Annotated in this window: 21 protein-coding genes and 1 tRNA gene; 13 read left to right on the top strand and 9 right to left on the bottom strand. The window is 69.1% G+C overall.

Annotated features, from left to right (window positions below; translation table 11 throughout):
- Positions 1-2 precede the first annotated feature (2 nt).
- The 6 genes from MKL20_RS21420 to MKL20_RS21395 all read left to right on the top strand — a co-directional run bounded on the left by MKL20_RS21420 (position 3) and on the right by MKL20_RS21395 (position 7,117).
- A complete protein-coding gene (locus MKL20_RS21420; protein ID WP_244038363.1) occupies positions 3-1,547 on the top strand; it encodes a type II and III secretion system protein family protein in 1,545 nt (514 codons plus the stop codon).
- 23 nt (positions 1,548-1,570) lie between these two features.
- Positions 1,571-2,314 (top strand): CpaD family pilus assembly protein, encoded by a 744-nt coding sequence (locus MKL20_RS21415; protein ID WP_244038362.1) that lies wholly within the window; start codon positions 1,571-1,573, stop codon positions 2,312-2,314.
- A 68-nt stretch (positions 2,315-2,382) separates the two neighbouring features.
- A complete protein-coding gene (locus MKL20_RS21410; protein ID WP_244038361.1) occupies positions 2,383-3,627 on the top strand; it encodes a CpaE family protein in 1,245 nt (414 codons plus the stop codon).
- A gap of 54 nt (positions 3,628-3,681) precedes the next feature.
- Positions 3,682-5,130: a CpaF family protein gene (locus MKL20_RS21405; protein WP_244038360.1), complete on the top strand. Its 1,449-nt coding sequence runs from the start codon at positions 3,682-3,684 to the stop codon at positions 5,128-5,130.
- Between the two features lie 2 nt (positions 5,131-5,132).
- Positions 5,133-6,110, top strand: coding sequence for a type II secretion system F family protein (locus MKL20_RS21400; protein ID WP_244038359.1), 978 nt, complete (start codon positions 5,133-5,135; stop codon positions 6,108-6,110).
- A gap of 26 nt (positions 6,111-6,136) precedes the next feature.
- Positions 6,137-7,117, top strand: a complete 981-nt coding sequence (locus tag MKL20_RS21395; RefSeq protein ID WP_244038358.1) for a type II secretion system F family protein — start codon at positions 6,137-6,139, stop codon at positions 7,115-7,117.
- 27 nt (positions 7,118-7,144) lie between these two features.
- On the opposite strand, the gene MKL20_RS21390 is transcribed toward MKL20_RS21395, so the two are convergent.
- Complete coding sequence (locus tag MKL20_RS21390) at positions 7,145-7,378, bottom strand: GcrA family cell cycle regulator (protein ID WP_147856381.1); 234 nt, start codon at positions 7,376-7,378, stop codon at positions 7,145-7,147.
- A 405-nt stretch (positions 7,379-7,783) separates the two neighbouring features.
- Between MKL20_RS21390 and sseA the strand changes: the two genes are divergently transcribed.
- On the top strand, positions 7,784-8,629 hold the full coding sequence (gene sseA / locus MKL20_RS21385) for a 3-mercaptopyruvate sulfurtransferase (RefSeq protein WP_244038357.1): 846 nt from the start codon (positions 7,784-7,786) through the stop codon (positions 8,627-8,629).
- Between the two features lie 114 nt (positions 8,630-8,743).
- On the opposite strand, the gene MKL20_RS21380 is transcribed toward sseA, so the two are convergent.
- From MKL20_RS21380 to MKL20_RS21365, 4 genes are all read right to left on the bottom strand, one after another.
- Positions 8,744-9,568 (bottom strand): FTR1 family protein, encoded by an 825-nt coding sequence (locus MKL20_RS21380; RefSeq protein WP_244038356.1) that lies wholly within the window; start codon positions 9,566-9,568, stop codon positions 8,744-8,746.
- A gap of 29 nt (positions 9,569-9,597) precedes the next feature.
- The gene (locus MKL20_RS21375; protein ID WP_279594919.1) at positions 9,598-10,914 is read right to left on the bottom strand and encodes a 4Fe-4S binding protein; all 1,317 of its coding nucleotides are present in this window, start codon (positions 10,912-10,914) and stop codon (positions 9,598-9,600) included.
- Positions 10,915-11,026: 112 nt separating this feature from the next.
- Positions 11,027-11,374: a cupredoxin domain-containing protein gene (locus tag MKL20_RS21370; RefSeq protein WP_313902744.1), complete on the bottom strand. Its 348-nt coding sequence runs from the start codon at positions 11,372-11,374 to the stop codon at positions 11,027-11,029.
- 15 nt (positions 11,375-11,389) lie between these two features.
- Positions 11,390-11,953: an iron transporter gene (locus MKL20_RS21365; RefSeq protein ID WP_409568179.1), complete on the bottom strand. Its 564-nt coding sequence runs from the start codon at positions 11,951-11,953 to the stop codon at positions 11,390-11,392.
- Between the two features lie 412 nt (positions 11,954-12,365).
- On the opposite strand from MKL20_RS21365, the gene MKL20_RS21360 reads away from it, so the two are divergent.
- Positions 12,366-14,432, top strand: a complete 2,067-nt coding sequence (locus tag MKL20_RS21360) for a carbohydrate porin (RefSeq protein WP_244038352.1) — start codon at positions 12,366-12,368, stop codon at positions 14,430-14,432.
- Positions 14,433-14,538: 106 nt separating this feature from the next.
- Here MKL20_RS21360 and MKL20_RS21355 read toward each other — a convergent pair whose 3' ends face one another.
- Both MKL20_RS21355 and lipB read right to left on the bottom strand, forming a co-directional pair.
- Positions 14,539-14,814: a hypothetical protein gene (locus MKL20_RS21355; protein ID WP_244038351.1), complete on the bottom strand. Its 276-nt coding sequence runs from the start codon at positions 14,812-14,814 to the stop codon at positions 14,539-14,541.
- A 119-nt stretch (positions 14,815-14,933) separates the two neighbouring features.
- Positions 14,934-15,662 carry a lipoyl(octanoyl) transferase LipB gene (gene lipB, locus MKL20_RS21350; RefSeq protein WP_244038350.1) on the bottom strand — a complete coding sequence of 243 codons (729 nt, stop codon included), beginning with the start codon at positions 15,660-15,662 and terminating at the stop codon, positions 14,934-14,936.
- A gap of 103 nt (positions 15,663-15,765) precedes the next feature.
- Here lipB and MKL20_RS21345 point away from each other — a divergent pair, with 103 nt between their 5' ends.
- Entirely contained in the window at positions 15,766-16,071 is a 306-nt protein-coding gene (locus MKL20_RS21345; protein WP_244038349.1) for a FliM/FliN family flagellar motor switch protein, read from the top strand.
- Positions 16,072-16,075: 4 nt separating this feature from the next.
- Here MKL20_RS21345 and MKL20_RS21340 read toward each other — a convergent pair whose 3' ends face one another.
- The gene (locus MKL20_RS21340; protein ID WP_244038348.1) at positions 16,076-16,855 is read right to left on the bottom strand and encodes a GDSL-type esterase/lipase family protein; all 780 of its coding nucleotides are present in this window, start codon (positions 16,853-16,855) and stop codon (positions 16,076-16,078) included.
- A gap of 82 nt (positions 16,856-16,937) precedes the next feature.
- On the opposite strand from MKL20_RS21340, the gene MKL20_RS21335 reads away from it, so the two are divergent.
- Positions 16,938-17,555, top strand: coding sequence for a TetR/AcrR family transcriptional regulator (locus tag MKL20_RS21335; RefSeq protein ID WP_244038347.1), 618 nt, complete (start codon positions 16,938-16,940; stop codon positions 17,553-17,555).
- 184 nt (positions 17,556-17,739) lie between these two features.
- A tRNA-Leu gene (locus tag MKL20_RS21330) sits at positions 17,740-17,824 on the top strand.
- A gap of 120 nt (positions 17,825-17,944) precedes the next feature.
- Here MKL20_RS21330 and MKL20_RS21325 read toward each other — a convergent pair.
- Entirely contained in the window at positions 17,945-18,175 is a 231-nt protein-coding gene (locus MKL20_RS21325; protein WP_244038346.1) for a DUF6429 family protein, read from the bottom strand.
- Between the two features lie 256 nt (positions 18,176-18,431).
- Between MKL20_RS21325 and MKL20_RS21320 the strand changes: the two genes are divergently transcribed.
- Positions 18,432-20,378 (top strand): OPT family oligopeptide transporter, encoded by a 1,947-nt coding sequence (locus MKL20_RS21320; protein ID WP_244038345.1) that lies wholly within the window; start codon positions 18,432-18,434, stop codon positions 20,376-20,378.
- A 362-nt stretch (positions 20,379-20,740) separates the two neighbouring features.
- Positions 20,741-22,297 (top strand): DEAD/DEAH box helicase, encoded by a 1,557-nt coding sequence (locus MKL20_RS21315; protein ID WP_244038344.1) that lies wholly within the window; start codon positions 20,741-20,743, stop codon positions 22,295-22,297.
- Positions 22,298-22,438: the final 141 nt, after the last annotated feature.

Here is a 22,438-nt window from a genome sequence, read left to right as displayed (position 1 = left end):
CCATGATCGACCTGCCGATTCTCCTCCGTCTGGCGCGCGTCCTCGCGCTGCTCGCCCTGGTGGCCGCGGGACCCGCCTGCGCGCAGGAGCGCCCGATCCTCGGCCCCGCTCCGGTGCTGACGGTGGGCTCCGCAGAGGCCGCCTCGTCCCGCCGGGTCGAACTGACCGCGGGCCGCTCGGTGATCGTCGACCTGCCGCGGGACGCCAAGGAGGTGTTCGTCGCCAACCCGGCGGTGGCCAACGCGGTGGTCCGCTCGACCCGAAAGGTGTTCGTGATCGGCATGGCCGACGGCGCCACCTCGATCTTCATCATGGATGCCGAGGGCCGCCAGATCGCCGCCCTCGACGTGACCGTGGCCCGGGACCTCAACCTCGGGACGCTGCGCGAATTGCTCGGCCAGAGCATCCCGGGCGGCCGCTTCGACGTGCGTTCGTCGGGCGCCTCGGTGCTGCTCTCGGGCTCGGTGAATTCCTCGTCGGACGCCCAGCAGGCGATCGACATCGCCAACGCCTTCGTTGGCCTGGGCGGCGGTGCGACCGCCACGAGCGCGCCGAGCGGCGGCGTCTCAGCCGGCGCGCGGGGCGCGGTGATCAACAACCTCACGATCCGCAACAAGGACCAAGTGATGCTCCGCGTCACCGTGGTCGAAGTGTCCCGCAACGTCCTGAAGCAGTTCGGGATCAACATGACCGGCAATTGGTCGGCGCTGAACCCGGTGGGCACGGTTACGGACGCGGCGACCGGCCTCGTGACCTCGCCGGCTCTCAACAACACCCTGCCCTTCCCGATCACCGGCGGCAGCACACCCTCGGGCAACCAGCTCCAGGCCTCCATCAAGGGAGCCGGCTTCTCGCTGCAGGCGACGCTGAAGGCCTTCGAACAGGCGGGCGTCTCGCGCATCCTGGCCGAGCCGACGCTGACCGCGATCTCCGGGGAGGCCGCGAAATTTCTGGCCGGCGGCGAATTCCCGGTGCCGTCCTCGGCCTCCTGCGTGGTCGGCAGTGTCTGCACGCCCGGCATCACCTTCAAGCCCTACGGCGTCTCGCTCTCCTTCACGCCCGTTGTTCTGGCCGACAACCGGATCTCGATCCGCGTGGCCACGGACGTGACCGAGATCGATCCGCAGCAGAGCTTCAACTACACGGTCGGCAACAACACGGTGGCCGTGCCCGGCACCCGGGTCCGCCGCTCCGAGACCACCGTCGAGCTGCCCTCCGGCGGCGTGATGATGACCGCCGGCCTGATCCAGCAGGTGAACAAGCAGGCGATCTCCGGCCTGCCCGGCCTGATCAACCTGCCGATCCTCGGCGCGCTGTTCCGGTCCCGGGACTACCAGCGCATGGAGACCGAGCTGATGATCATGTGCACCCCCTACATCGCCCGGGCGATGGAGCCCAAGCAGGTGACCCGGCCCGACGACAACTTCGTCGACGCCACCGACGGACAGGCGGTGCTGCTCGGTCAGGTCAACCGCCTCTACGGCAAGGTCGGCGCCGCCCCGCTCGGGCGCAGCTATCGCGGCCGCGTCGGCTTCATCGTCGAGTAGCGCCCGCTTCCAGGATCGGATCCATGACCCGACTTCACCCGCCCGCCCCGTTGCGCCGCCCGTCCCGCCTCCTGGCCGCTTGCGCGCTCGGCCTGCTGGCCGCGGGCTGTAAGGGCGAGCCCGCCATCACCGGGGGGATCGACCTGTCGAATTACCGCGCGCGGCACCCGATCGTCTTGGCCGACGGCACCCGCAGCCTCGACGTGTTCGCCACCGGGCCCGGCCACCTCGACCCGCGCCAGGCCGGCGACATCGACGCCTTCATGCTGGAATACCGCCGCTACGGCCGCGGCGGCATCCTGATGGAAGTGCCCCAGGGCCTGCCGCCGGCCCAGGCCGATTCCGTCGCGCGCACGGCCTCGACCCTGCTCCGGCGCGGCACCGAGGACGGCGTCGGCGCCCGCGAGATCTTCCAGTCGCCCTATCCGGTCGCGGCACCGGGCTTGGCCGCGCCGATCCGGCTGAGCTTCCAGCGCATGCAGGCCAAGGTCGCCGACCAGTGCGGGCTGTGGCCCCAGGACCTCGGCACCTCGAACTTCGCCGCCGATTACGGCAACCGGCCGAGCTGGAATCTCGGCTGCGCCACCCAGGCGACCCTGGCCGCCCAGGTGGCCGATCCGATCGATCTGGTGCGGGGCCGGCCCGAGGGCCGGATCGACACGGTCAAGCGCGTCCGGGACATCGGCCAGTTGCGGGACGGCAAGGATCCGTCAACCACATGGCGGCAAGATGGGACGAACGCCGTCAAGTCCCAGGTCAGCAACTAGGACGGACGGTGCAACCTCCCCCGCCGTCACCGAAGCCACGCCTCGACCACGAACCCGAAAGTGCCGTCATGGCGGACCCGTCCGAGACATCCGAGCGCACGATCGCCCCGGTGCCCCGGATCACGATCCAGGCGTTCTGCGAGACCGGCGAGACCGCCGCGATGATCGAGGGCGCTTCCCTCGACCGGCGCATGCAGAAGGCGCAGATCAAGGTCCGGATGGGCGGCGGCGCCGCGGCGATCGAGGCCTACCGCCACGCGCCGACGCCGAACGTCATCGTCATCGAGACGCAGGGCGTCCGCTCGAAGCCGGTCGAATGCCTGGATGCCCTGGCCGAGGTCTGCGACGAGGGCACCCGCGTCCTGGTGATCGGCCACGTCAACGACGTGACCCTGTACCGCCAGCTGATCCAGCGCGGCGTGTCCGACTACCTGATGGCGCCGGTCGAGCCGCTGACCCTGATCGCGGCGATCTCCGACCTGTTCACGGCGCCCGGCGTCAAGCCGGTGGGCCGCACCGTGGCGGTCTACGGGGTCAAGGGCGGCATCGGCGCCTCGACGGTGGCGCACAACTTCGCCTGGTCGATCGCCCGCAACCAGGGCGTCCAGACGGTGATCGCCGACCTCGACATCGCCTTCGGCACCGCCTCGCTCAACTTCAACCAGGACCCGCCGCAGGGCATCGCCGAGGCGGTGTTCGCCCCAGAGCGCCTGGATTCGGCCCTGGTCGAGCGGCTGCTGTCGAAGTGCAGCGACAATCTCAGCCTGCTCTCGGCGCCGGCGAGCCTCGACCGGACCATCGACCTGTCGGAGCCGGCCTTCGATGCCCTGATCGAGTACCTGCGGGCGAGCGTGCCCTGCGTGGTCCTCGACATCCCGCACCAGTGGAGCGCGTGGTCGAAGCGCGTGCTGACGGCGGCCGACGAGATCCTGATCGTCGCCGGTCCCGACCTCGCCTGCCTGCGCAACGCCAAGAACCTGCTCGGGGCGCTCAAGCACGGCCGCCCGAACGACCAGCCGCCCCGGATCCTGCTCAACGGCGTCGGCATGGCCAAGCGGCCGGAGATCGGGGCAGCCGAGTTCGCCAAGGCGCTCGACGCGCCGATCGCCGCCACGATCCCGTTCGAGCCGACCCTGTTCGGCACCGCCGCCAACAACGGCCAGATGATCGCCGAGATCCAGGCCGGCTCGAAGGTGGCGGAGCTGTTCAACGACCTCGCCGCGGTCACCCTCGGGCGCCCGGAGACCCGACGCAACCGGTCGAGCCTGCTGGAGCCGCTGCTCGCCAAGCTCGCCGGCCGCAAGGCCTCGTGATGCGCAACACCTTCGCCGGGACAATGCCTGATGCAGGCACCTTGGATCTGACCCATGTTCGGTAGGCGACAATCCGGAGCCGCCCCGACGGCGCCCGTGCCGGCCCCGCAGATGCGGGCCGCGGTTCCGGCCGCGCCGGTGCTGCGCGACGCCGCCCCGGCGCCCAAGCCGGCGCCACCGCCGCCGGCCGCCCCGGTGGCGGTCGAGAACCTGCGCTCCGAGGATTACTACCGGACCAAGAGCCTGATCTTCGGCGCCCTGATCGAGGCGATCGACCTCACGCAGCTCTCGCGCCTCGACGCCGAGACCGCCCGGGAGGAGATCCGCGACATCGTCACGGAGATCATCGGGCTCAAGAACATCGTCCTGTCGATCGCCGAGCAGGAGGAGCTGCTCGACGACATCTGCAACGACGTACTCGGCTACGGCCCGCTGGAGCCGCTGCTCGCCCGCGACGACATCGCCGACATCATGGTCAACGGCGCGAACCGGACCTTCATCGAGGTCAGCGGCAAGATCCAGCTGACCAATGTCCGGTTCCGCGACAACCAGCAGCTGATGAACATCTGCCAGCGGATCGTCAGCCAGGTCGGGCGGCGCGTGGACGACGCCTCGCCGATCTGCGACGCGCGCCTGCCGGACGGCTCCCGCGTCAACGTCATCGCACCGCCGTTGTCCATCGACGGGCCGGCGCTGACGATCCGTAAGTTCAAGAAGGACAAGCTCACCCTCGAGCAGCTCGTGCGCTTCGGGGCGATCTCCCCTGAGGGCGCCGAAGTCCTGAAGATCATCGGCCAGTCGCGCTGCAACGTCGTCATCTCGGGCGGCACGGGCTCGGGCAAGACCACGCTGCTGAACTGCCTGACCGCCTTCATCGAGCACGACGAGCGGGTCATCACCTGCGAGGACGCGGCCGAGCTGCAGCTCCAGCAGCCCCATGTCGTCCGCCTGGAGACGCGGCCCCCGAACATGGAGGGCCAGGGCCAGGTCACCATGCGCGACCTCGTCAAGAACTGCCTGCGCATGCGGCCCGAGCGGATCATCGTCGGCGAGGTCCGCGGACCCGAGGCGTTCGACCTGCTCCAGGCGATGAACACCGGCCACGACGGCTCGATGGGCACGCTCCACGCCAACAGCCCGCGCGAATGCCTGTCGCGCATCGAGTCGATGATCTCGATGGGCGGCTTCACGCTGCCGTCCAAGACCCTGCGCGAGATGATCTGCGGCTCGATCGACGTGGTGATCCAGGCCATGCGCCTGCGCGACGGCTCCCGGCGCATCACCCACATCACCGAGGTGCTGGGCATGGAGGGCGACGTCATCACCACGCAGGACGTGTTCCTCTACGACATCGTCGGCGAGGACCCGAACGGCAAGCTGATCGGGCGCCACCGGTCGACCGGCATCGGCCGGCCGAAATTCTGGGAGCGCGCCCGCTACTACGGCCTGGATCGCCGGCTCGGCGAGGCGCTCGACGCCGCAGAAGTCGTCGACGGGACGTGACCATGGCGGATTCGTCCCAGCTGCCGATCGCCGCCGGCCTGATCGGCATCGCCGTGGCGGCCGTGGCCTACGTGGCGGTGCTGCCGCTGCTCGGCGGCCAGCGCCGGGCGAGCAAGCGCCTGAAATCGATCGGCGTCTCGGCTTCCGGGGCGGCGGTGCGCGGCGTCGCGGTGAACCGGCGCGAGCAGGTCGCCAAGACGCTGAGCGAGATCGAGGCGAAGGCCAAGAACGCCAACAAGGCCACGCTGGAGCTGAAGCTCGCCCGCGCCGGCTTGAGCTGGACGAAGCGGACCTACTACACGGTCTCGGCCGGCTGCGGCACCGTCCTCGCCCTGCTGCTGTTCATGATCACCGACAGTCCGGTGGCCGCGGCAGGCGCCGCCTTCGCGGGCGGCTTCGGCCTGCCCGCCTTGATGCTGCGGCGCCTGCGTCTCCGGCGCATCGCCAAGTTCAACAAGGAATTGCCCAACGCCGTCGATGTGGTGGTGCGCGGCATCCGCACCGGCATCCCGGTGGGCGACTGCTTCCGCATGGTCTCGCGCGAGGCCGAGGAGCCGGTGCGCAGCGAGTTCCGGACGGTGATCGAGACCCAGGCGATGGGCCTCTCGCTCGGCGAGGCGGTCTCGCGCCTGTTCGAGCGGGTGCCGACCGCGGAGGTCAACTTCTTCGCGATCGTGATCAACATCCAGCAGCAATCGGGCGGCAACCTGTCGGAGGCACTGAACAACCTCTCGGTGGTGCTGCGCGACCGCGCCAAGATGCGCGGCAAGGTCCAGGCGATGAGCATGGAGGCCAAGGCCTCGGCCTCGATCATCGCGTGCCTGCCCTTCGGCGTGGCGGGCATCACCACGCTGACCAGCCCGGACTACATCTCGCTGCTCTGGACGACGGATATCGGCAAGATCGCCCTCGTCGGGGCGGCGATCTGGATGTCGCTCGGCGTCTTCACGATCAAGAAGATGATCGCCTTCGACTTCTGAGCCTGATCGGATTCGGACCCGTTCCCATGATCGACGCCATCGCGGAGAAGCTGTTCGATCCCCGCTTCGTGGGGACGCTGCTGACCGCCATCGCGGTCGCCGCGACCGCCTTCGCGGTGGCGCAGCCGTTCTTCGAGACGGACAAGCTCGGCAAGCGGATGAAGCTCGTCAGCGACGAGCGCGAACAGATCCGGCGGCGGGAGCGCCAGACGGACCGGACCCGGCCGAACGACCGGGCGGCGCTGCGCGTGGCGCCCAAGGCCTACATGAAGTCGATCGTCGACCGGTACCAGCTGAACCGCTGGCTCGGGACCGACACGGCCAAGCGCAAGCTGATGATGGCGGGCTATCGCGGCCAGGGCGCGGAGACCACGTTCCTGTTCTTCCGCCTGGTCGTCCCGGTGTCTGCCGTGATCGCAGCGGTCTTCTACCTGTTCGTGCTGGAGGCGATCGACGCCTCCTACCTGATGCGGATCGGGATGGTGATCGGCGCGGCCTATGGGGGCATCAAGGCGCCCGAGCTGTTCCTGGTCAATGGCGCCAAGAAGCGGCAGGCCGAGATCCGCAGGGCCTGGCCGGACGCCCTCGACCTGACGCTGATCTGCGTCGAATCCGGCATGGCGATCGAGCATGCGTTCCGGAAGGTCAGCACCGAGATCGCGACTTCCTCGGTGGTGCTGGCCGAGGAACTCGCCCTGATGACGGCGGAGATGTCGTTCCTGCCCGACCGGCGGCAGGCCTACGAGAACCTGTCGCTGCGGACCGGGCTGGAGCCGGTGAAGTCGGTGGCGACCGCACTGATCCAGGCCGAGCGCTACGGCACACCGGTGGGTCAGGCGCTCCGGGTGCTGAGCCAGGAGAGCCGCGACCAGCGCATGAACGAGGCGGAAAAGAAGGCGGCCAGCCTGCCGCCCAAGCTGACCGTGCCGATGATCCTGTTCTTCCTGCCGGTGCTGTTCGTCGTCATCATCACGCCGGCGGTCATCCAGATCATGCGGACGCAGTGAAGGCTCGGCGTCCGATCCGGGAAACGCTCAGCGGATGCGGCCGGGACGCGTCGGCTCGAACACGATGCGGCGGTGGAACGCGCACCAGCTCTTGCCGTCGGAGACCGGCGCGCCGCAGCAGACCGCACGGTCGTTCGGCTCGCCGATGATGTACTTGCACACGAAGGCGCCGGACTGCGCGAAGGGCACGCGCAGATCCGCCGAAGGCTCCTGGACGCCCTCGGCATCGCCGATCTGAGACATGCGGACGAGTTGATTCATGGGGTGATCGGCTCAATAAGCAGGCTGCACGGTCGGCGCGGGCGCCTCGGCAGAGGGGGAGGATTGAACGCTCCTCCTTCGGGCGGCGGCCCCGTCTCGCGTGTCCGGGACTTGCGTCTCGCGGAGCGGCATCGGGGGCGACCCGCCCGAGCCGGCCTCGACGGCTGGCGCGGTGAGCGTCATCGTATCGTCGTAACTGGGGTTACAACGATTGAAAACAAGACCAGCGTGCATTCGCTGCATCGGACCACGGTGCCGGGTGCGTAGCTCGCCGCAAGGTCGTGCTGCGGCCGCGGCTTTTTCCAGGCCCTGACGAAACGGCCCGACCGCGAAGTCTCAGGGTCGCAACCGGCCGCGGCCTGTGGTTTGGTGGGCGCTCGCCCGAACAGAGCCGGATAGCGGATTATGGCCCACCCGCCCCTCGTGACCCCCGAATGGCTGCACGACCGCCTCGAGGCCCCCGACATCGTGGTGCTCGACGCCTCGTGGTACCTGCCAGCCGCCGGCCGCGACGCCGCGGCCGAATTCCAGGCCGCCCATATCCCCGGGGCTTTGCGCTTCGATCTCGACGCCATGAGCGACACCGAGTCGAGCCTTCCGCACATGCTGCCGCGCTCCGACGTGTTCGCCTCGCGGATGCGGGCGCTGGGCATCGGCGACGGCACGCAGATCGTCGTCTATGACGGCCAGGGCCTGTTCTCGGCCCCGCGGGTCTGGTGGATGCTCAAGACCTTCGGGGTCCGCGACGCGCTGGTGCTGGATGGCGGCCTGCCCGCCTGGATCGCGGCGGGCTATCCCACCGAGGACGGCGACCCCGCCCCCCGAGAGCGGCGCCACTTCACCGCCCGGCTCGATCACGGCGCCGTGGCGGACGCCAACGACGTCGCCCGGGCCCTGGAGACCGGCTCGGCCCAAGTGGTCGACGCCCGCTCGGCCACCCGCTTCCGCGGCGAGGAGCCGGAGCCTCGGCCGGGCGTGCGGCCGGGGCACATGCCCGGGGCGCACAACCTGCACTACGCGTCCCTCCAGCGCGACGGCCGCCTGAAGAGCCCGGAGGAGTTGGAGAAGGTGTTCGCAGAGGCCAGTATCGATCCCGACCGGCCGATCGTGACCACCTGCGGTTCCGGCGTGACCGCGGCGATCATCGCCCTGGCACTGGAGACCATGGGCCAACCGGCCCGCGGCCTCTACGATGGCTCCTGGTCTGAATGGGGCGCCGATACGGCACGCCCGGTCGCGACGGGCGCCTAATCGCCGTTTCAAAAGGTCGAGACCTTTTGCGGGCCCAGGGCAGAGCCCTGGTCCATCATCAGGGCTCTGCCCTGACAACCCGCCAAAGGGCTGAGCCCTTTGGAAACCTCTGATTCAGGCGGTGCGCACCGTCCGGCGCTTGTCGGCGGAACTCCACTGCATCAGTCCGACCATCACCGCGATGGTGCCGAGATAGACCAGCCCTTGCAGGGCGGTGGGCCGGTCGGTGTAGCCGACGAGGGCGTGCAGCACCCGGCCCGGCCAGGAATTCTCCGCGATCACCCCGGAGCTGTTCCACAGGGTCTGGCCGAGGACATCCACCACACCGGCATTGGCCAGGAACTGCGCGGCCTGCGAGGCGAGCCCCGCGGCGAGGAAGATGATCAGCACGCTGGTGATCGAGAACACGTAGCGGCTCGGAATCGCAGCCAGGCCGAAATAGGTCACCGCCGACAGGAGGATGCCCGCCCCGATGCCCGCGAAGGCGCCGAACTGGATGTCCGCGCCCGAGGTGCCCGAGGCGACGAGCCCGTAGAGGAACAGCACCAGCTCGGCGCCCTCGCGCAGGATCGCGGCGCCGACGACGATCGAGAGCGCGGCGGCCTCGCGCTCGCCCGAGCGCACCGCCTCGCCGGCCGCGCGCAATTCACCGGCGAGCTCCTTGCCGTGCTTGCTCATCCAGGTGTTGTGCCAGATCAGCAGCAGCACCGCGACGATCAGCACCGCGGCGTTCAGGATGTCCTGGCCGCTGCCCTCGAAGGCGTCGGAGATTTTTTCGGCGAACAGCGCCACGAGGCCGGCCCCGACGAGACCGCCGGCCACGCCGAGCAGCACCCAGCGCATGCGGCCCGGGATGCCGCGTGTGGCCGCGAGCACGATCGAGATGATCAGGCCCGCCTCGATGACTTCGCGGAAGGCGATGATGAAGGCGCCAATCATGGCGTTTCCTCAGTTGAACGCGGACCGCGCTACCAGACCCAGAACAGAAGCACCCAGTTGGCGACCGAAAGGGTCACCGCGGAGGCGATGCAGGCGGTCGCCCCGGCCCGCCGGAGACCACCCGCCGCGAGGCCGGCGACGCGCCAGGCGAGCCACACGCTCCACAGGCCGGAGCCGATCAGCATGGCCGCGCGGAGCTCCGACACGTACGGGATGACGATGCCGTCGCCGCGCAGGAACGTGACGGTCAACGCCGAGAGACCCAGAAAGACGCCGCAGCCCGCCACCGGGATCAGCGTCTGCGTCAGGTGGTGGAAGCGCTCGCGCGACCAGCCGCCGAGCGCCAGGGTCGCGAGCGCGACGATCCCCGACAGGGCCAGCCCGAGGATCACGGTCGCGGCGCCGATGTAGGCCAGCAGCAACCCGCCGTCGAGCAGGGTCATCACGTCGCTGCGGTCGGGATAGTTCGTCAGGATGAACCAGGGCGCCGACATCTCCAGCGGCCAGGTGGTCCCGCGCTCGATCAGCCAGGTGGCGATCCCTTGCTTCGCCTCGACGAACCAGGGGCTCGACGACCACTGGAACGCGCCCACCGCCAGGGCCAGCATGCCGAACAGGATCAGCACGGTCTGTTCCAGGCTCGGCTCCTCGCCGGCGACGTGGACGATCTCGTGGTTGGGCGAGCGCAGGGCGAGGCGCACCGCGCCGCGATGGCCGCTGCAGCGCCCGCACATGTGGCAGGAACCGGCCCCGCGCATCGCCTTGACCGGCACCAGGGGCGCGCAGTTGAAATACTCGGTGCCCTGCACGGGCTTGGGCGAGGCGGCCCAGGCGGCGCGGTCGACCTGGAAACTGATCGGCGCGAGCTTCGAGAGCACCGCGAACACGCCGTTGACCGGGCAGAGATAGCGGCACCAGACCCGCTTGTTGCGCCCATAGAGCAGGCCAACGATGATCGCCGCGACGGTCGAGCCGCCGAGCACGGCGAGCACCGGCTTCGGGTAACCGTAGACGCTGGTCATCTGGCCGTAGACGGTGGTGCCGGCGAACGCCAGGAACGGCCAGCCCTGCCAGGTGATCCAGCGCGGCACGGCGTAGCCGCGGCTCCAGCGGCTGGCGAACTCGCTGAGCGCCCCCTCGGGACACAGCACCCCGCACCAGGCCCGGCCGACCAGCACCATGCTCAGGAGCACGAACGGCCACCAGATGCCCCAGAACGCGAATTGCGCGGCGAGCGTCAGGTTGGTCCAGATATGGGCGGTGTTGTCGGGCAGCGGCAGCAGCGCCGGCACGATCACCAGCACGCCGTAGACCCCGACGATCACCCACTGGACGGCGCGGATCATCCAGCCGTGCAGCCGCAGCCAGTCGCCGAAGCGGGCGAGCCGCTCGTCGATCAGGTCCCGGCGCGAAGGTGCGTCGGCGAGGAGGGCTGGGGCCGCCACCGTCAGGATGCGCTCATTTGGCCACCAGGGTAGCCTTCGCCTCGGGATGGAAATCGTCGAACACTTGGTAAGTCCCGGGATCGAGGGTCCGGAACACGATCGCCGAGGTCGAGCCCGCGGCCAGCGCCTTCTCGCGCTTGAGTTCCGTGCTCTCGAACTCGACCGGCGACTGGCCGGTATTCGAGATTTCCAGCTTGAAGCGCGTGTTGGCCGGCACCTCGATGGTCGCCGGCAGGATCACGCCGTCGCGCATCTCGACCTTGATCACCGGCATGTCGTCCGCGCGCGCGGACATCGCGCCCCAAGAGGCGACAACGAGAACGGCGGCAGCGAGACGGAAAGGGCGCGACGAGCGTGGCACGAAAATCCCTGCGGTTCAGTAGGCGCCCTTCTTGCCGACTCCGGCGAAGGTGAAGTCCTGGGTCACGTCGAAGGGCTCGAACCAGGGGCCGACCCCCGTCTCCTTGTCGACGTGGCGGCCGAAATGGCTGTCCTTGCCGGGGGGCGCCACCGTGACCTTCAGGCGGTAGCGGCCGGGACCGAACAGCTTGACGTTGTCGCCGTAATGCGGACCGTCATTGGCGACCATCGGCATCAGCGCGCCCGACACCTTCTGGTCCGTGGGCTTGTCGCCGTCGAGCTTCACCGCCTCGAAGCGGATCTCGAGGGCCGGGACCCAATCTCCCTCGGCAAAGCCGTTCCGGTTGTCCTTGGCGGCCCGGATATCCGTCTCGAGATGCAGGTCCGACTGCGCGGCGTCGCGCATCATGCCGGGCGGGTCCATCTCGATCGGCTGGAGGTACACGGCGGCGACTTCGAGGCCGTTCTTGGTCACGTGCGGACCGATCGGCACCTCCTTGGCCGAGACGGTCCCCGCCGTCACGAGGAGGGCACACGCAGCCAGGCCGCGGAGAATCGGGGTAAAAGTCGAAGCGCGCATGGTTCGGCACATAACGCCCCTGCCAGAAGTTTCAAAGAGGCAAACCGCCGCAAATCAAATCATAATAATTCTAATCTACTACCATTACAGAGCCCGCGAATGGTAGTTCTTGGCTTTTACCTGAGGGTGTGGCGGGTTCTGGTGCCAGCGCAGAAGTTATTCCGATCGCTGTGGCCGCGCGTATCTTGACCGCCGAAAGGATGTGGGGATCGTCATGCCGTTGCCATGCGCGGCCCCCAACGATGCCGTGCGGGACGGAAAAACGGTGCGGTCTGTGTTCGAGACGGTCCGAGACGGCTTGCGCGCCCGCAAAGCGCATCATAGCAAGTGCTATATCTTGTCTGCGAGTCCCATGCCGTCCCGTTCCGTGCCCCTCTTCCGTGTTGCCGCCGCCATCCTGGCAGGGCCCCTGATGGCGTCCCTTCCCGCATCGGCGGCCGATCCGGCCGCGCGTCGTCCTGCCGGGGACGTCCCCGCCTATACCGACTGGTCGGGCGGCTACATCGGTCTCCAGGGCAGCGCGGGCGGATCCTACGGCGCCTATAATTTCGGGCCGACGACGATCGGTGGCCGCGCGGTCCCGGCGTTCAAGAGCGGCGATTCCACGGGCCGCAGCGACCAGGGCCGCAACGCCACCACGGCGGTCGGAGGCGTGTTCGGCGGCTGGAACTGGCAGACCGGCCCCTGGGTCTACGGGGTCGAGGGCAGCTTCGACGTGGCGAACCTGAAGCGGCCGGTGCCCTCGACCATCGCGGGCTTCGGCTACGAGGATGCCGACCAGACCTTCAACATCGTGCGCGCCAAGACCGACCTGTACGGCACCCTCCGGGCCCGGATCGGCTACAGCTTCGACCGCTATCTGGTCTACGGGAGCTTCGGGCTCGCGGGCGCCAACGCGCGCTTCCTGGCAGACTATCCGGATTTCGACGCGGGCGGCCAGAACATGGCACGGCGCGAGCTCGGCTATCTCGGATTCACCCTGGGCGCGGGCATCCAATACGCCATCAGCGACTCGCTCGCCCTCGGGATCGACTACCGCTACATCGATCTCGGCGGCAGCCGGCGCTTCTCCCTGGGGAGCGTGCCGGGCGACGATGGCGGCCCGGTCACGTCCCGGGCGAGCTTCACCTCGAACCAGCTGTTCGCGCGGCTGATGTGGTTCCCGGGCGGCCTGAAGGTCCCGGCCGATCCGGACGAGACCGCCCCGCACGATCCCGACAACGGCGACACCGGGCGGTTCTCGCTGCACGGCCAGACCACGCTGATCGCCCAGGGCGTGCCGGGCTTTCGCTCACCCTACGAGGGCGCCCAGAGCCTGATCCCGCACCAGGCCCGCCAGACCACCACGGCGACGATCTTCCTCGGGCTCAAGCTCACCGACAGCACCGAGCTGTATTACAATCCCGAGTTCAGCCAGGGCTTCGGCCTGTCGCGGACCTTGGGCGTCGCGGGCTTCGTCAACGGCGAGGCGCAGAAGGCCGGCGCGCCGTTCCCGAAGCTGCGCTCGAACCGCTACTACGTGAAGCAGACGATCGGGCTCGGCGGCGAGACCGTGGAGGTGCCGGACGGCCCGAACCAGGTCGCGACGCGGTACGACGCGGAGCGGATCACCCTGATCGCCGGGAAGTTCGCGCTGGGCGACTTCTTCGACGGCAACGTCTACGCGCACGATCCGCGGGTCGACTTCTTCAACTGGTCGCTCTGGGGTGCCTCGGCCTGGGACTTCCCGGCCAACCTCCCTGGCTTCACCCAGGGTGTCTACGCCGAGTACAACCGGCCGGACTTCGCGATCCGCGCCGCCTACACGCAGGTGCCCAAGGAGCCGTCGAGCGACGTGCTCGACCCGCGGGTGTTCCGCCGCGCCGGGCTGAACGCCGAGTTCGAGGAGCGCCACGTGCTCCCGTGGCTGGAGCAGCCCGGCAAGGTCCGCATCGGGCTGTTCTCGAATGTCGGGGTCTCGGCCAACAACCGGGAGGTCGTCACCCTCACGCAGCTCGGCCTGTTCGACAACGGCAGCGATGCCGCCCTCGCCACCCGCAAGCCGCGTCGCAAGACCGGCGGCTACATCAACCTCGAGCAGGCGCTGACGCCCGAGCTCGGCCTGTTCGCCCGGGCCAGCCTGAACGACGGGCGCACGGAGAACATCTCCTTCACCGACATCGACCAGAGCTTCTCCGGCGGCCTGTCGCTGAAGGGCAAGGCCTGGGACCGGCCGGACGACACGATCGGCATCGGCACGGCGATGAACCGGCTCTCGCCCTCGCACCGCGCCGCCTTCGCGGCCGGCTTCTACGGGCTGCTGATCGGCGACGGGCGGCTCAACTACGGCAGCGAGCGGGCGCTGGAGACCTACTACGCCCTGAACCTGACGAAGTTCGTGACCCTGACCTTCGACTACCAATTCGTGAACAACCCCGGCTACAACCGCGATCGTGGGCCAGCGCACTTCTTCGCGTCGCGGCTGCACGCGGATTTCTGATCGTCGGTTGTCAGGGGACCGGCGGCGATCCTTCCACCGCCTGCCGCAGCTCGGCTTCGGCTTCGTCCACGCACGCGGCCATGAACCCGACTTCGGTGATCGCGTCCTAAACGCGGTTCTCCATAGTCAGCAGATCGCCGCGCATCTCACCGACGTCACGCCGGATATAGGCCATGTCGTCGCGGATACGGGTGAAGCCTTCATCCATCCGCACGGCGATGCGGTTCACTAGCTCGATCGTGCGGGCCTCGCGCTCCATCAACTCACGCATGTCACGACGCAGGCCATCCGTCTGCCTGAGCAACAGGTTGTTGCTCAGGCAGACGGCGCAGCCTCTGACGACCGTGGTTCCTTGGGAGGAGCGAGCGACATGCACCATCATGTGCGCGCGGTTTGTGTGGACGCAAGTGTTCAATCTAGCGGCGCATGGGCGAAGCGCTCCCCTCATCGCCGAGGCCGGCTCCGCTGACCGAATGCCGATGCCCTCTCGGATGACGAATTCTACATCGCCTCGATCACCGTCGCCCCGAAAATCTCTTCGAACGCCGCCCGCAGCCGCATATCGACCTCCACCAGGCTCACCGGCAGGCCGAGATCGACCAGGCTCGTCACGCCGTGCTCGCGCACGCCGCAGGGCACGATGCCGGCGAAGTGCGACAGGTCCGGCTCGACGTTCAGGCTGATCCCGTGGAAGCTGACCCAGCGGCGTACCCGGATGCCGATGGCCGCGATCTTGTCCTCCACCCCGGGCCCCTTCTCCGGGCGGCGAACCCAGACGCCGACCCGGTCCTCCCGGCGCTCGGCCCGGATGTTGAAGGCTGCCAGCGTCTCGATCAGCCAGCCCTCCAGGCTCGCCACATAGGCGCGCAGGTCCCGGCTGCGCCGGTCGAGGTCGAGCATCACGTAGGCGACCCGCTGGCCCGGGCCATGGTAGGTGTACTGGCCGCCCCGCCCCGTGGCATGGACCGGGAATCGATCGGGCGCCACGAGGTCCTCGGGCTTGGCCGAGGTGCCGGCGGTGTAGAGCGGCGGGTGCTCGAGCAGCCAGACGCATTCGGCCGCCGTGCACCGCGCGATCTGCTCCACCCGCGCCTCCATCCAGGCGACCGCGTCCGCGTAGCCTACGGGCGCGTCGCTCACGCGCCAGGACACCGGCCCCGCGACCGGATCCGAGCCGGGCCGCTTCGGAAAGGCGTGGGGCGAGACCGTGAGGCGGGCTGCGTTTACCAAGGGTTCACTATCCTGCGTCGATGGTCGAAGCCTTCAACATCCGCGGCCGGCGGTGGCAAGTTTTTGATGCTCCGGGTCGGCTGCGAGACGGGATGGGCAGGCGGTGGCGGTCTTCGAGACCCTGAAGGTCGATCTGACGGTGGTGCTCGGCCGGGCGCGGATGCCGCTGCACATGCTGCTGCGCATGGGCCGCGGCGCCGTGATCGAGCTGGAAGCCAGCGACAGCGACATGGTCGAGATCCTGGCCAACGACCACCCGATCGCCCGCGGCCAGATCGTCGTGACCGGCGACCGGATCTCGGTCGAGGTCACGGAGCTGATCCGCAAGGCGGCGGCGATCATCGAGCCCGGCACCACCATCGGCGACAGCGCGACGCCGTTCCTGGACGATAGCTACGCGTCCGGTTGATCAGTCACGGCTCTTTGGCGCCCAGCGTCTCGCGGATCACGGGGGCGATCGCGGCCGCCAACTGACGGTGATCGGCCGGAGACAGGTGCAAGCCATCGGCACCATGTGCGCCGCCGCCGATCGCGGATGCGGCGTCGAAGCTCGGGATCCGGGCCTTCACCGCCGCCTGCGCAAAAGCTTCGGCGAAGTGCTGGGATTTCTCCCGACCGCCGTCATAGCGCTCGCTCCAGCCCTGGATCGGAATCTTCGCCATTTGGACCGGCGATACCAGCAGCACGCGCGGCGCCGGATAGGCGTTGCCGATGCCTCCCGAGGAGGCCTGCACCTGCTGTGCGAGCCCCACCGCGGCGTCGGCGACCTGCTGCGGCGAGCGTCGATAGCGGGCCTGGAGATCGTTCGTGCCGAGCATGATCACGACCAGATCGAGGGGCATGTTGGCCGCGATCGACACCGGCAGATGTTTTGAGCCGTTAACCGTGTCGGGCCTCATAATGCTGTCCGGCCAGGACTCGCCGTCGAGGTCGGTCGTGCGCAGGTTGAGTCCGTCCTCCACCACCTCGTAATCGGCACCGAGCGCCTGCTGGAGCAGGCCCGTCCAGCGCTGGTCGCGCCTGTAGCGGCGGGCAGGCTGGCCGTCGGGGCTCGCCACATAGCCCCAGGTGTTGCTGTCCCCGTAGATCAGGACCCGCCGCGGGTCGGCCTGCGCCCCTACGCCGAGCCCGGCCCCGAGAGCGAGAGCACCCAGAGCGAGAGCACCCAGAGCGACGATCGCATGCCGCATCATCCGAAAGCCTTTTTGCAGGAATCGCTACAGAATTGAGGACGGCTTGCGGCGCGCCTGTCAAGGCATTATCGCAGCGGTCGCTATGGAAATCGAAAACCCGTCGGGTCGGAGAGGGCGCGGCCGGCCACGCCAGTTCGATCGCCAGGAAGCTCTCGAGACCGCCCTGGTCCTGTTTCAGGCCCGCGGCTACGAGGGCACGTCGATCGCCGATCTCACAGATGCCATGGGCGTCACGGCGACCAGCCTGTACGGCGCGTTCCAAAGCAAGGAAGCCCTCTTCGAGGAAGCGGTCGCCCTCTATCAGCAGCGCGACGGCGCGTTCGCCGCGGAAGCCCTCGAACGGTCGGGAACCGTGCAGACGGCGATCCGCACTCTGCTGACACAGGCGGCGAAGCACTACGCCGCCAGCGGCCGTGCTGGCGGCTGCTTCATTTCGCTGGGCCTGCTGAGCTGCGGGCCGGACCATCACGCGATCGCGCAGCGCATGACCGCTCGGCGGATCGCGGCGCGCGAGGCCATCAAGGCCCGGCTCGATCGCGGCAAGAGCGAGGGCGAATTGCCCGAGACGAGCGATACCCAGGCGCTGGCCGCGTTCTACGCTGCCACCCTGCAGGGTCTGTCGGTGCAGGCGCGGGATGGCGCCTCCGAACGGGACTTGCGAGCCATCGTGGACTTGGCCCTCATCCCGCTTTGCACCTGACTCAAGGACGGTCGTTTTCACCGAGGATCGCGTAATTTCCGCTCTGAGAGACGGTGGGGCGAGCGGAGCGCTTGTCGGCGGCGGATCGATCTGTTATCCGCTGCGCCGCCCGACATGACGGCGACCCGAGGGATTCCCCGGAGGTCGCAGCGTTCGGGCGAACGGGCGGATCTTCGCGTCCGATGCGGCCATGGCGGAATTGGTAGACGCGCTAGCTTGAGGTGCTAGTCCCGCGAGGGGTGGAGGTTCGAGTCCTCTTGGCCGCACCACACGTTTGTTGTGGTGCTTTCCCTCTGGAATCTGATCGTTCGGCACCAGGCCGAGATCACGGCTTCGGGTCCTGATTTTTCCCTGACACACGTGTTTGCAGCGTCGCTGAGCCGCGGCGCTCAAGCCTTGCGCGTGAACAGCGCTTCGAACAGCGCCTCGGATTGGCGCAGGCCCTCCTCGGTCAGCACCACGGACTTGGCCCGGCCGACCGGATCGTCGATCAGCCCCTTCGCGTGCAGGCGGCCGAGGGTTGCCCAGTCGAACCCTTTCCAGGCCCGACATTCGTTGTGGAGCGTCAGCCACAGAAGGGCGAGCACCGCCCCGTCAATGCGCTCTTCGTCGATCTGCATGCCCTGAGATTAGCACACCGTGCCCGCGCAGCCCAAGGTCCGGCTGGATCGCGACGGCCTGGGAAATCCACATTCTTAGAAACGGCACCTTCAGCACAGTATAGATTTTAAATTTTGCCAGCATAGCTCTTCTGAATTGACTTAATTCTTCCCAAATCAACATATAACGATCCAAAAAATCCGCTTTTCTGGCAGGTTGTCTTCCGCAGTCGACGACCGATAAACTCGAAGGATTCGATCTCGGAGCCTGATTCGCATGCCCAGCGGTGCCAATCCAGCCGAACTGACTTGGCGCGGCATCCTGCTCGGCGGCGTGCTGACCCTGCTGTTCACCGCCGCCAACGTCTATCTCGGCCTCAAGGTCGGGCTCACCTTCGCGACATCGATCCCGGCGGCGGTCATCTCCATGGCTGTGCTGCGCCACCTCCCCGGCGCCACGGTGCTGGAGAACAACATCGTCCAGACCGTCGCCTCGGCGGCGGGCACGCTCTCGTGCATCATCTTCGTGCTGCCGGGGCTGGTCATGATCGGCTGGTGGCACGGTTTTCCCTGGCTCACCACCGCGGGGATCACCGTGACCGGCGGGATCCTGGGCGTGATGTTCTCGGTGCCCCTGCGCCGCGCCCTCGTGGTCGATTCGGACCTGCCCTACCCGGAGGGACGCGCCGCCGCCGAGGTGCTGGCGCTCGGCACCCAGGGCGCCACCGGGGCGGCGGACAGCGCGCTCGGCCTGTGCATCCTCGTCTGGAACAGCCTGGCCTCGGCCGGCTTCGCGGCCCTGGCGCAGACCCGGCTGGTGCTCGACAGCGCGGCGATCTGGTTCCGGGTCGGCGCCGGCGCGACCGGGATCGGGGGCAACCTGTCCTTCGCGCTGCTCGGCGTCGGCCATCTCGTCGGCCTGTCGGTGGGGGCCGCGATGGCCCTGGGGCTGGTGATCGGATGGGCCGTGCTGGTCCCGGTCCTGACCGCGCAGCATCCGATGCCGGACGTGTCCGTCGAGGCCTGGGTCGGCGCGGCGTTCCGCCAGGAGGTGCGGTTCTTCGGCGCCGGCGTGATGGGTGTCGCGGCGATCTGGACCCTGATCCGGATCGCCGGCCCGGTGCTGGGCGGCATCCGCTCGGCCTTCGCGGCCGGCCGGGCGCGTCAGGCCGGCGCGACGCTGGCCCTCGAAGAGCGCGACCTGCCGATCGCGGTCGTCGGCCTCGTCTCGCTGAGCCTGCTCCTGCCGATCGGCTGGCTGCTGTGGGACGTCCTCGCCGGCACCAGCCTGGAGCGTCACGGCGCGCTGCTGGTCGCGGGCGCCCTGCTGTTCGTCCTCGTGATCGGGCTCGTGGCGGCGGCGGTGACCGGCTACATGGCCGGGCTGATCGGCTCGTCCAACTCGCCTCTGTCGGGGATCGGCATCCTGGCCGCGCTGGCGAGTTCGGTGATGCTGCTGGGGCTGCTCGGCCGCGGGGCGGACGCGGAGAGCAGCGGCGCGCTCGTCGCCTACGTGCTGACCGTCACCGGCATCGTGTTCAGCATCTGCGCCATCGCGAACGACAACCTGCAGGACCTCAAGACCGGCCAGCTCGTCGGCGCCACCCCGTGGAAGCAGCAGGCGGCCCTCGTGGTCGGCGTGGTGTTCGGCTCGGTGATCATACCGCCGGTGCTGAACGTGCTCGCGACGAGCTTCGGCTTCGTCGGGGCGCCCGGGGCCGGGCCGAATGCCCTGGCAGCGCCGCAGGCCGGCCTGATCTCGACCCTGGCGAAGGGCGTGCTGTCCGGCGAAGGCAACTGGCGGATGCTGGGCTGGGGCGCGGTTGCGGGCGTGGGGCTGATCGCCCTGGACGAAACCCTCGGCCGGCTGAAGCGCCTGCGCCTCCCGCCGCTGGCGGCCGCCTTCGGGATCTACCTGTCCATGAAGCTGATCCTGCCCCTGGTGGCGGGCGCGGTGATCGGCACGGTCTACGAGCGCTGGGCGCGCCGCCAGGCCGATCCGGAACGGGCGGTCCGGCTCGGCACCCTCACGGCCACGGGCCTGATCGTCGGCGAGAGCCTCTGGGGCGTCGCCTTCGCGATCATCGTCTACGTGTCGGGCAACGATGGCGCCCTGGCGCTGGTGGGCGACGGTTTTAGCGGCCCGGCGCTGATCGGCGGCCTGGTGCTGTTCGCGGGTCTGACGGCAGGCCTCTACCGCCAGACGCGGCGGCTGGCGGCCTGAGGCGGGCCGATAGAACGAGTCGGTGAATGATAGAGCGCGCGCGTATCGACGCGTGATACTGAGCCGAGACACGCGCCCACGCGATCGGTGCCATGTCGTGCGGGGCATAGCTTTGCATTGACTTCGCAGCCGCACACCTGCATATCGGCAGTGCAGCGTCAGCGGCCGTCATGGCCCGCTTGAGGGGGCTGCGTGACGGATCGGGCGCCTCCCGGCGTGATCCGGCCCCCCTCTTCATAACGTGCATGCACCCGGGCCGCTCCATCACGCGGGCTGCCCCCTGCCAACGGACCGACCTGAACATGGCGCTGCTCGCACAGGATGCGAGGCGCCCGGCCGGCCCTGCTGCATCGGATATCTCTTTGACCCAATTCACCGATTTCGGCCTTGCCCAGCCCGTGCTCCGGGCACTCGGCGAGGCTGGCTACGTCACGCCGACCCCGATCCAGGCCCAGGCGATCCCGCCGGCCATGGAGGGCCGCGACCTCTGCGGCATCGCCCAGACCGGCACCGGCAAGACCGCGGCCTTCGCGCTGCCGATCCTGCACCGTCTCTCGCTCTCGGATCGCCGGGCCCCGCGCCGCGGCTGCCGGGTGCTGGTGCTCTCGCCCACCCGCGAGCTCGCCAACCAGATCGCCGAATCCTTCGCGGATTACGGCCGTTACCTGTCCTACACCACCACGGTGGTGTTCGGCGGCGTCACCATCAGCCGCCAGGAGCGGGCGCTGGCGCCGGGCGTCGACGTTTTGGTCGCCACCCCGGGCCGGTTGATCGACCTGATCGAGCGCCGCTCGTTGACCCTCGAGGGCGTCGAGATCCTGGTCCTTGACGAGGCCGACCAGATGCTCGACCTCGGCTTCATCCACGCCCTCAAGCGCATCGTGAAGATGCTGCCGGCCCAGCGCCAGAGCCTGTTCTTCTCGGCGACGATGCCGAAGAACATTGCCGGCCTCGCCAGCCAGTATCTGAAGGATCCGGTCCAGGTCGCCGTCACCCCGGTGGCGACCACGGCCGAGCGCGTCGAGCAGAAGGTCATCTTCGCCCATACCGGCGCGAAGCAGGCGCTGCTGGCCCACATCCTGCGCGATCCGGCCATCGAACGGGTCCTGGTCTTCACCCGCACCAAGCACGGGGCGGACCGGGTCGTGCGCGGCCTCGACAAGGCCGGCATCGCCGGCGCGGCGATCCACGGCAACAAGAGCCAGCCCCAGCGCGAGCGGGCGCTCCAGGCCTTCCGCGACGGCGATTGCCGGGTGCTGGTGGCCACCGACATCGCCGCCCGCGGCATCGATGTCGACGGCGTCAGCCACGTGATCAATTTCGACCTGCCGAACGTGCCCGAGAGCTACGTCCACCGCATCGGCCGCACCGCGCGCGCCGGGGCGACCGGTCTGGCGATCTCGTTCTGCAACGACGAGGAGCGGGCCTACCTGCGCGACATCGAGCGGCTGACCCGCCAGAGCGTGCCGGTGGCGGGCTTCCCCGAGGGCTTCACGCCCCCGTCGCGCCAGGAAGCGGCCGACATCGCCCGCGAGGAAGAGCGTCGGCCCGAGCGCCAGCAGCAGCGTCCGGCCGGTGGTCGTCCGGGCCAGCGGTCCCGGCCGCAGCAGGGCCGTCCCCAGCAGGGACGCCCGGAAGGCGGCCGCGGCTTCGGCGGCGGCGGTGGCCAAGGTCAGGGTGCGCCGCGCCAGGGCCGTCCGGAAGGCGGTCGCGGCGACGGTCGCGGTCCCGCCCCGCAGGGACGCGAGGCCCGTTCGGACCGGCCCGCCCGTCCGCAGGGCGAGCGGCCGGCCCAACAACAGGCGCGCCCGGCACGGGACAGCCGGCCCCAGCGGGCCGATGCCCGCCCGCGCAGCGCTGGCGGCGGCAACGGCGAAGGCCGCACCATCGGCTGGCTGGAGCGGTCGCCCCGCTCTTGAAGAGAGGGTTCGGGGGCGCAGCCCCCGACAGATCCGCAGGGCTCCGCCCTGCACCCGCAAAAGGTCTCGACCTTTTGAAACCGGGATTTTGCTGGACTGGTACGGACGCCGCCTCGGGGGAACCTCCCGGGGCGGCTTCTT

Source organism: Methylobacterium sp. E-066, from assembly GCF_022829635.1.
Classification (GTDB): Bacteria; Pseudomonadota; Alphaproteobacteria; order Rhizobiales; family Beijerinckiaceae; genus Methylobacterium.
The sequence above is the reverse complement of the archived record's forward strand: the minus strand, read 5'-3'. Positions and strand labels throughout refer to the sequence as shown.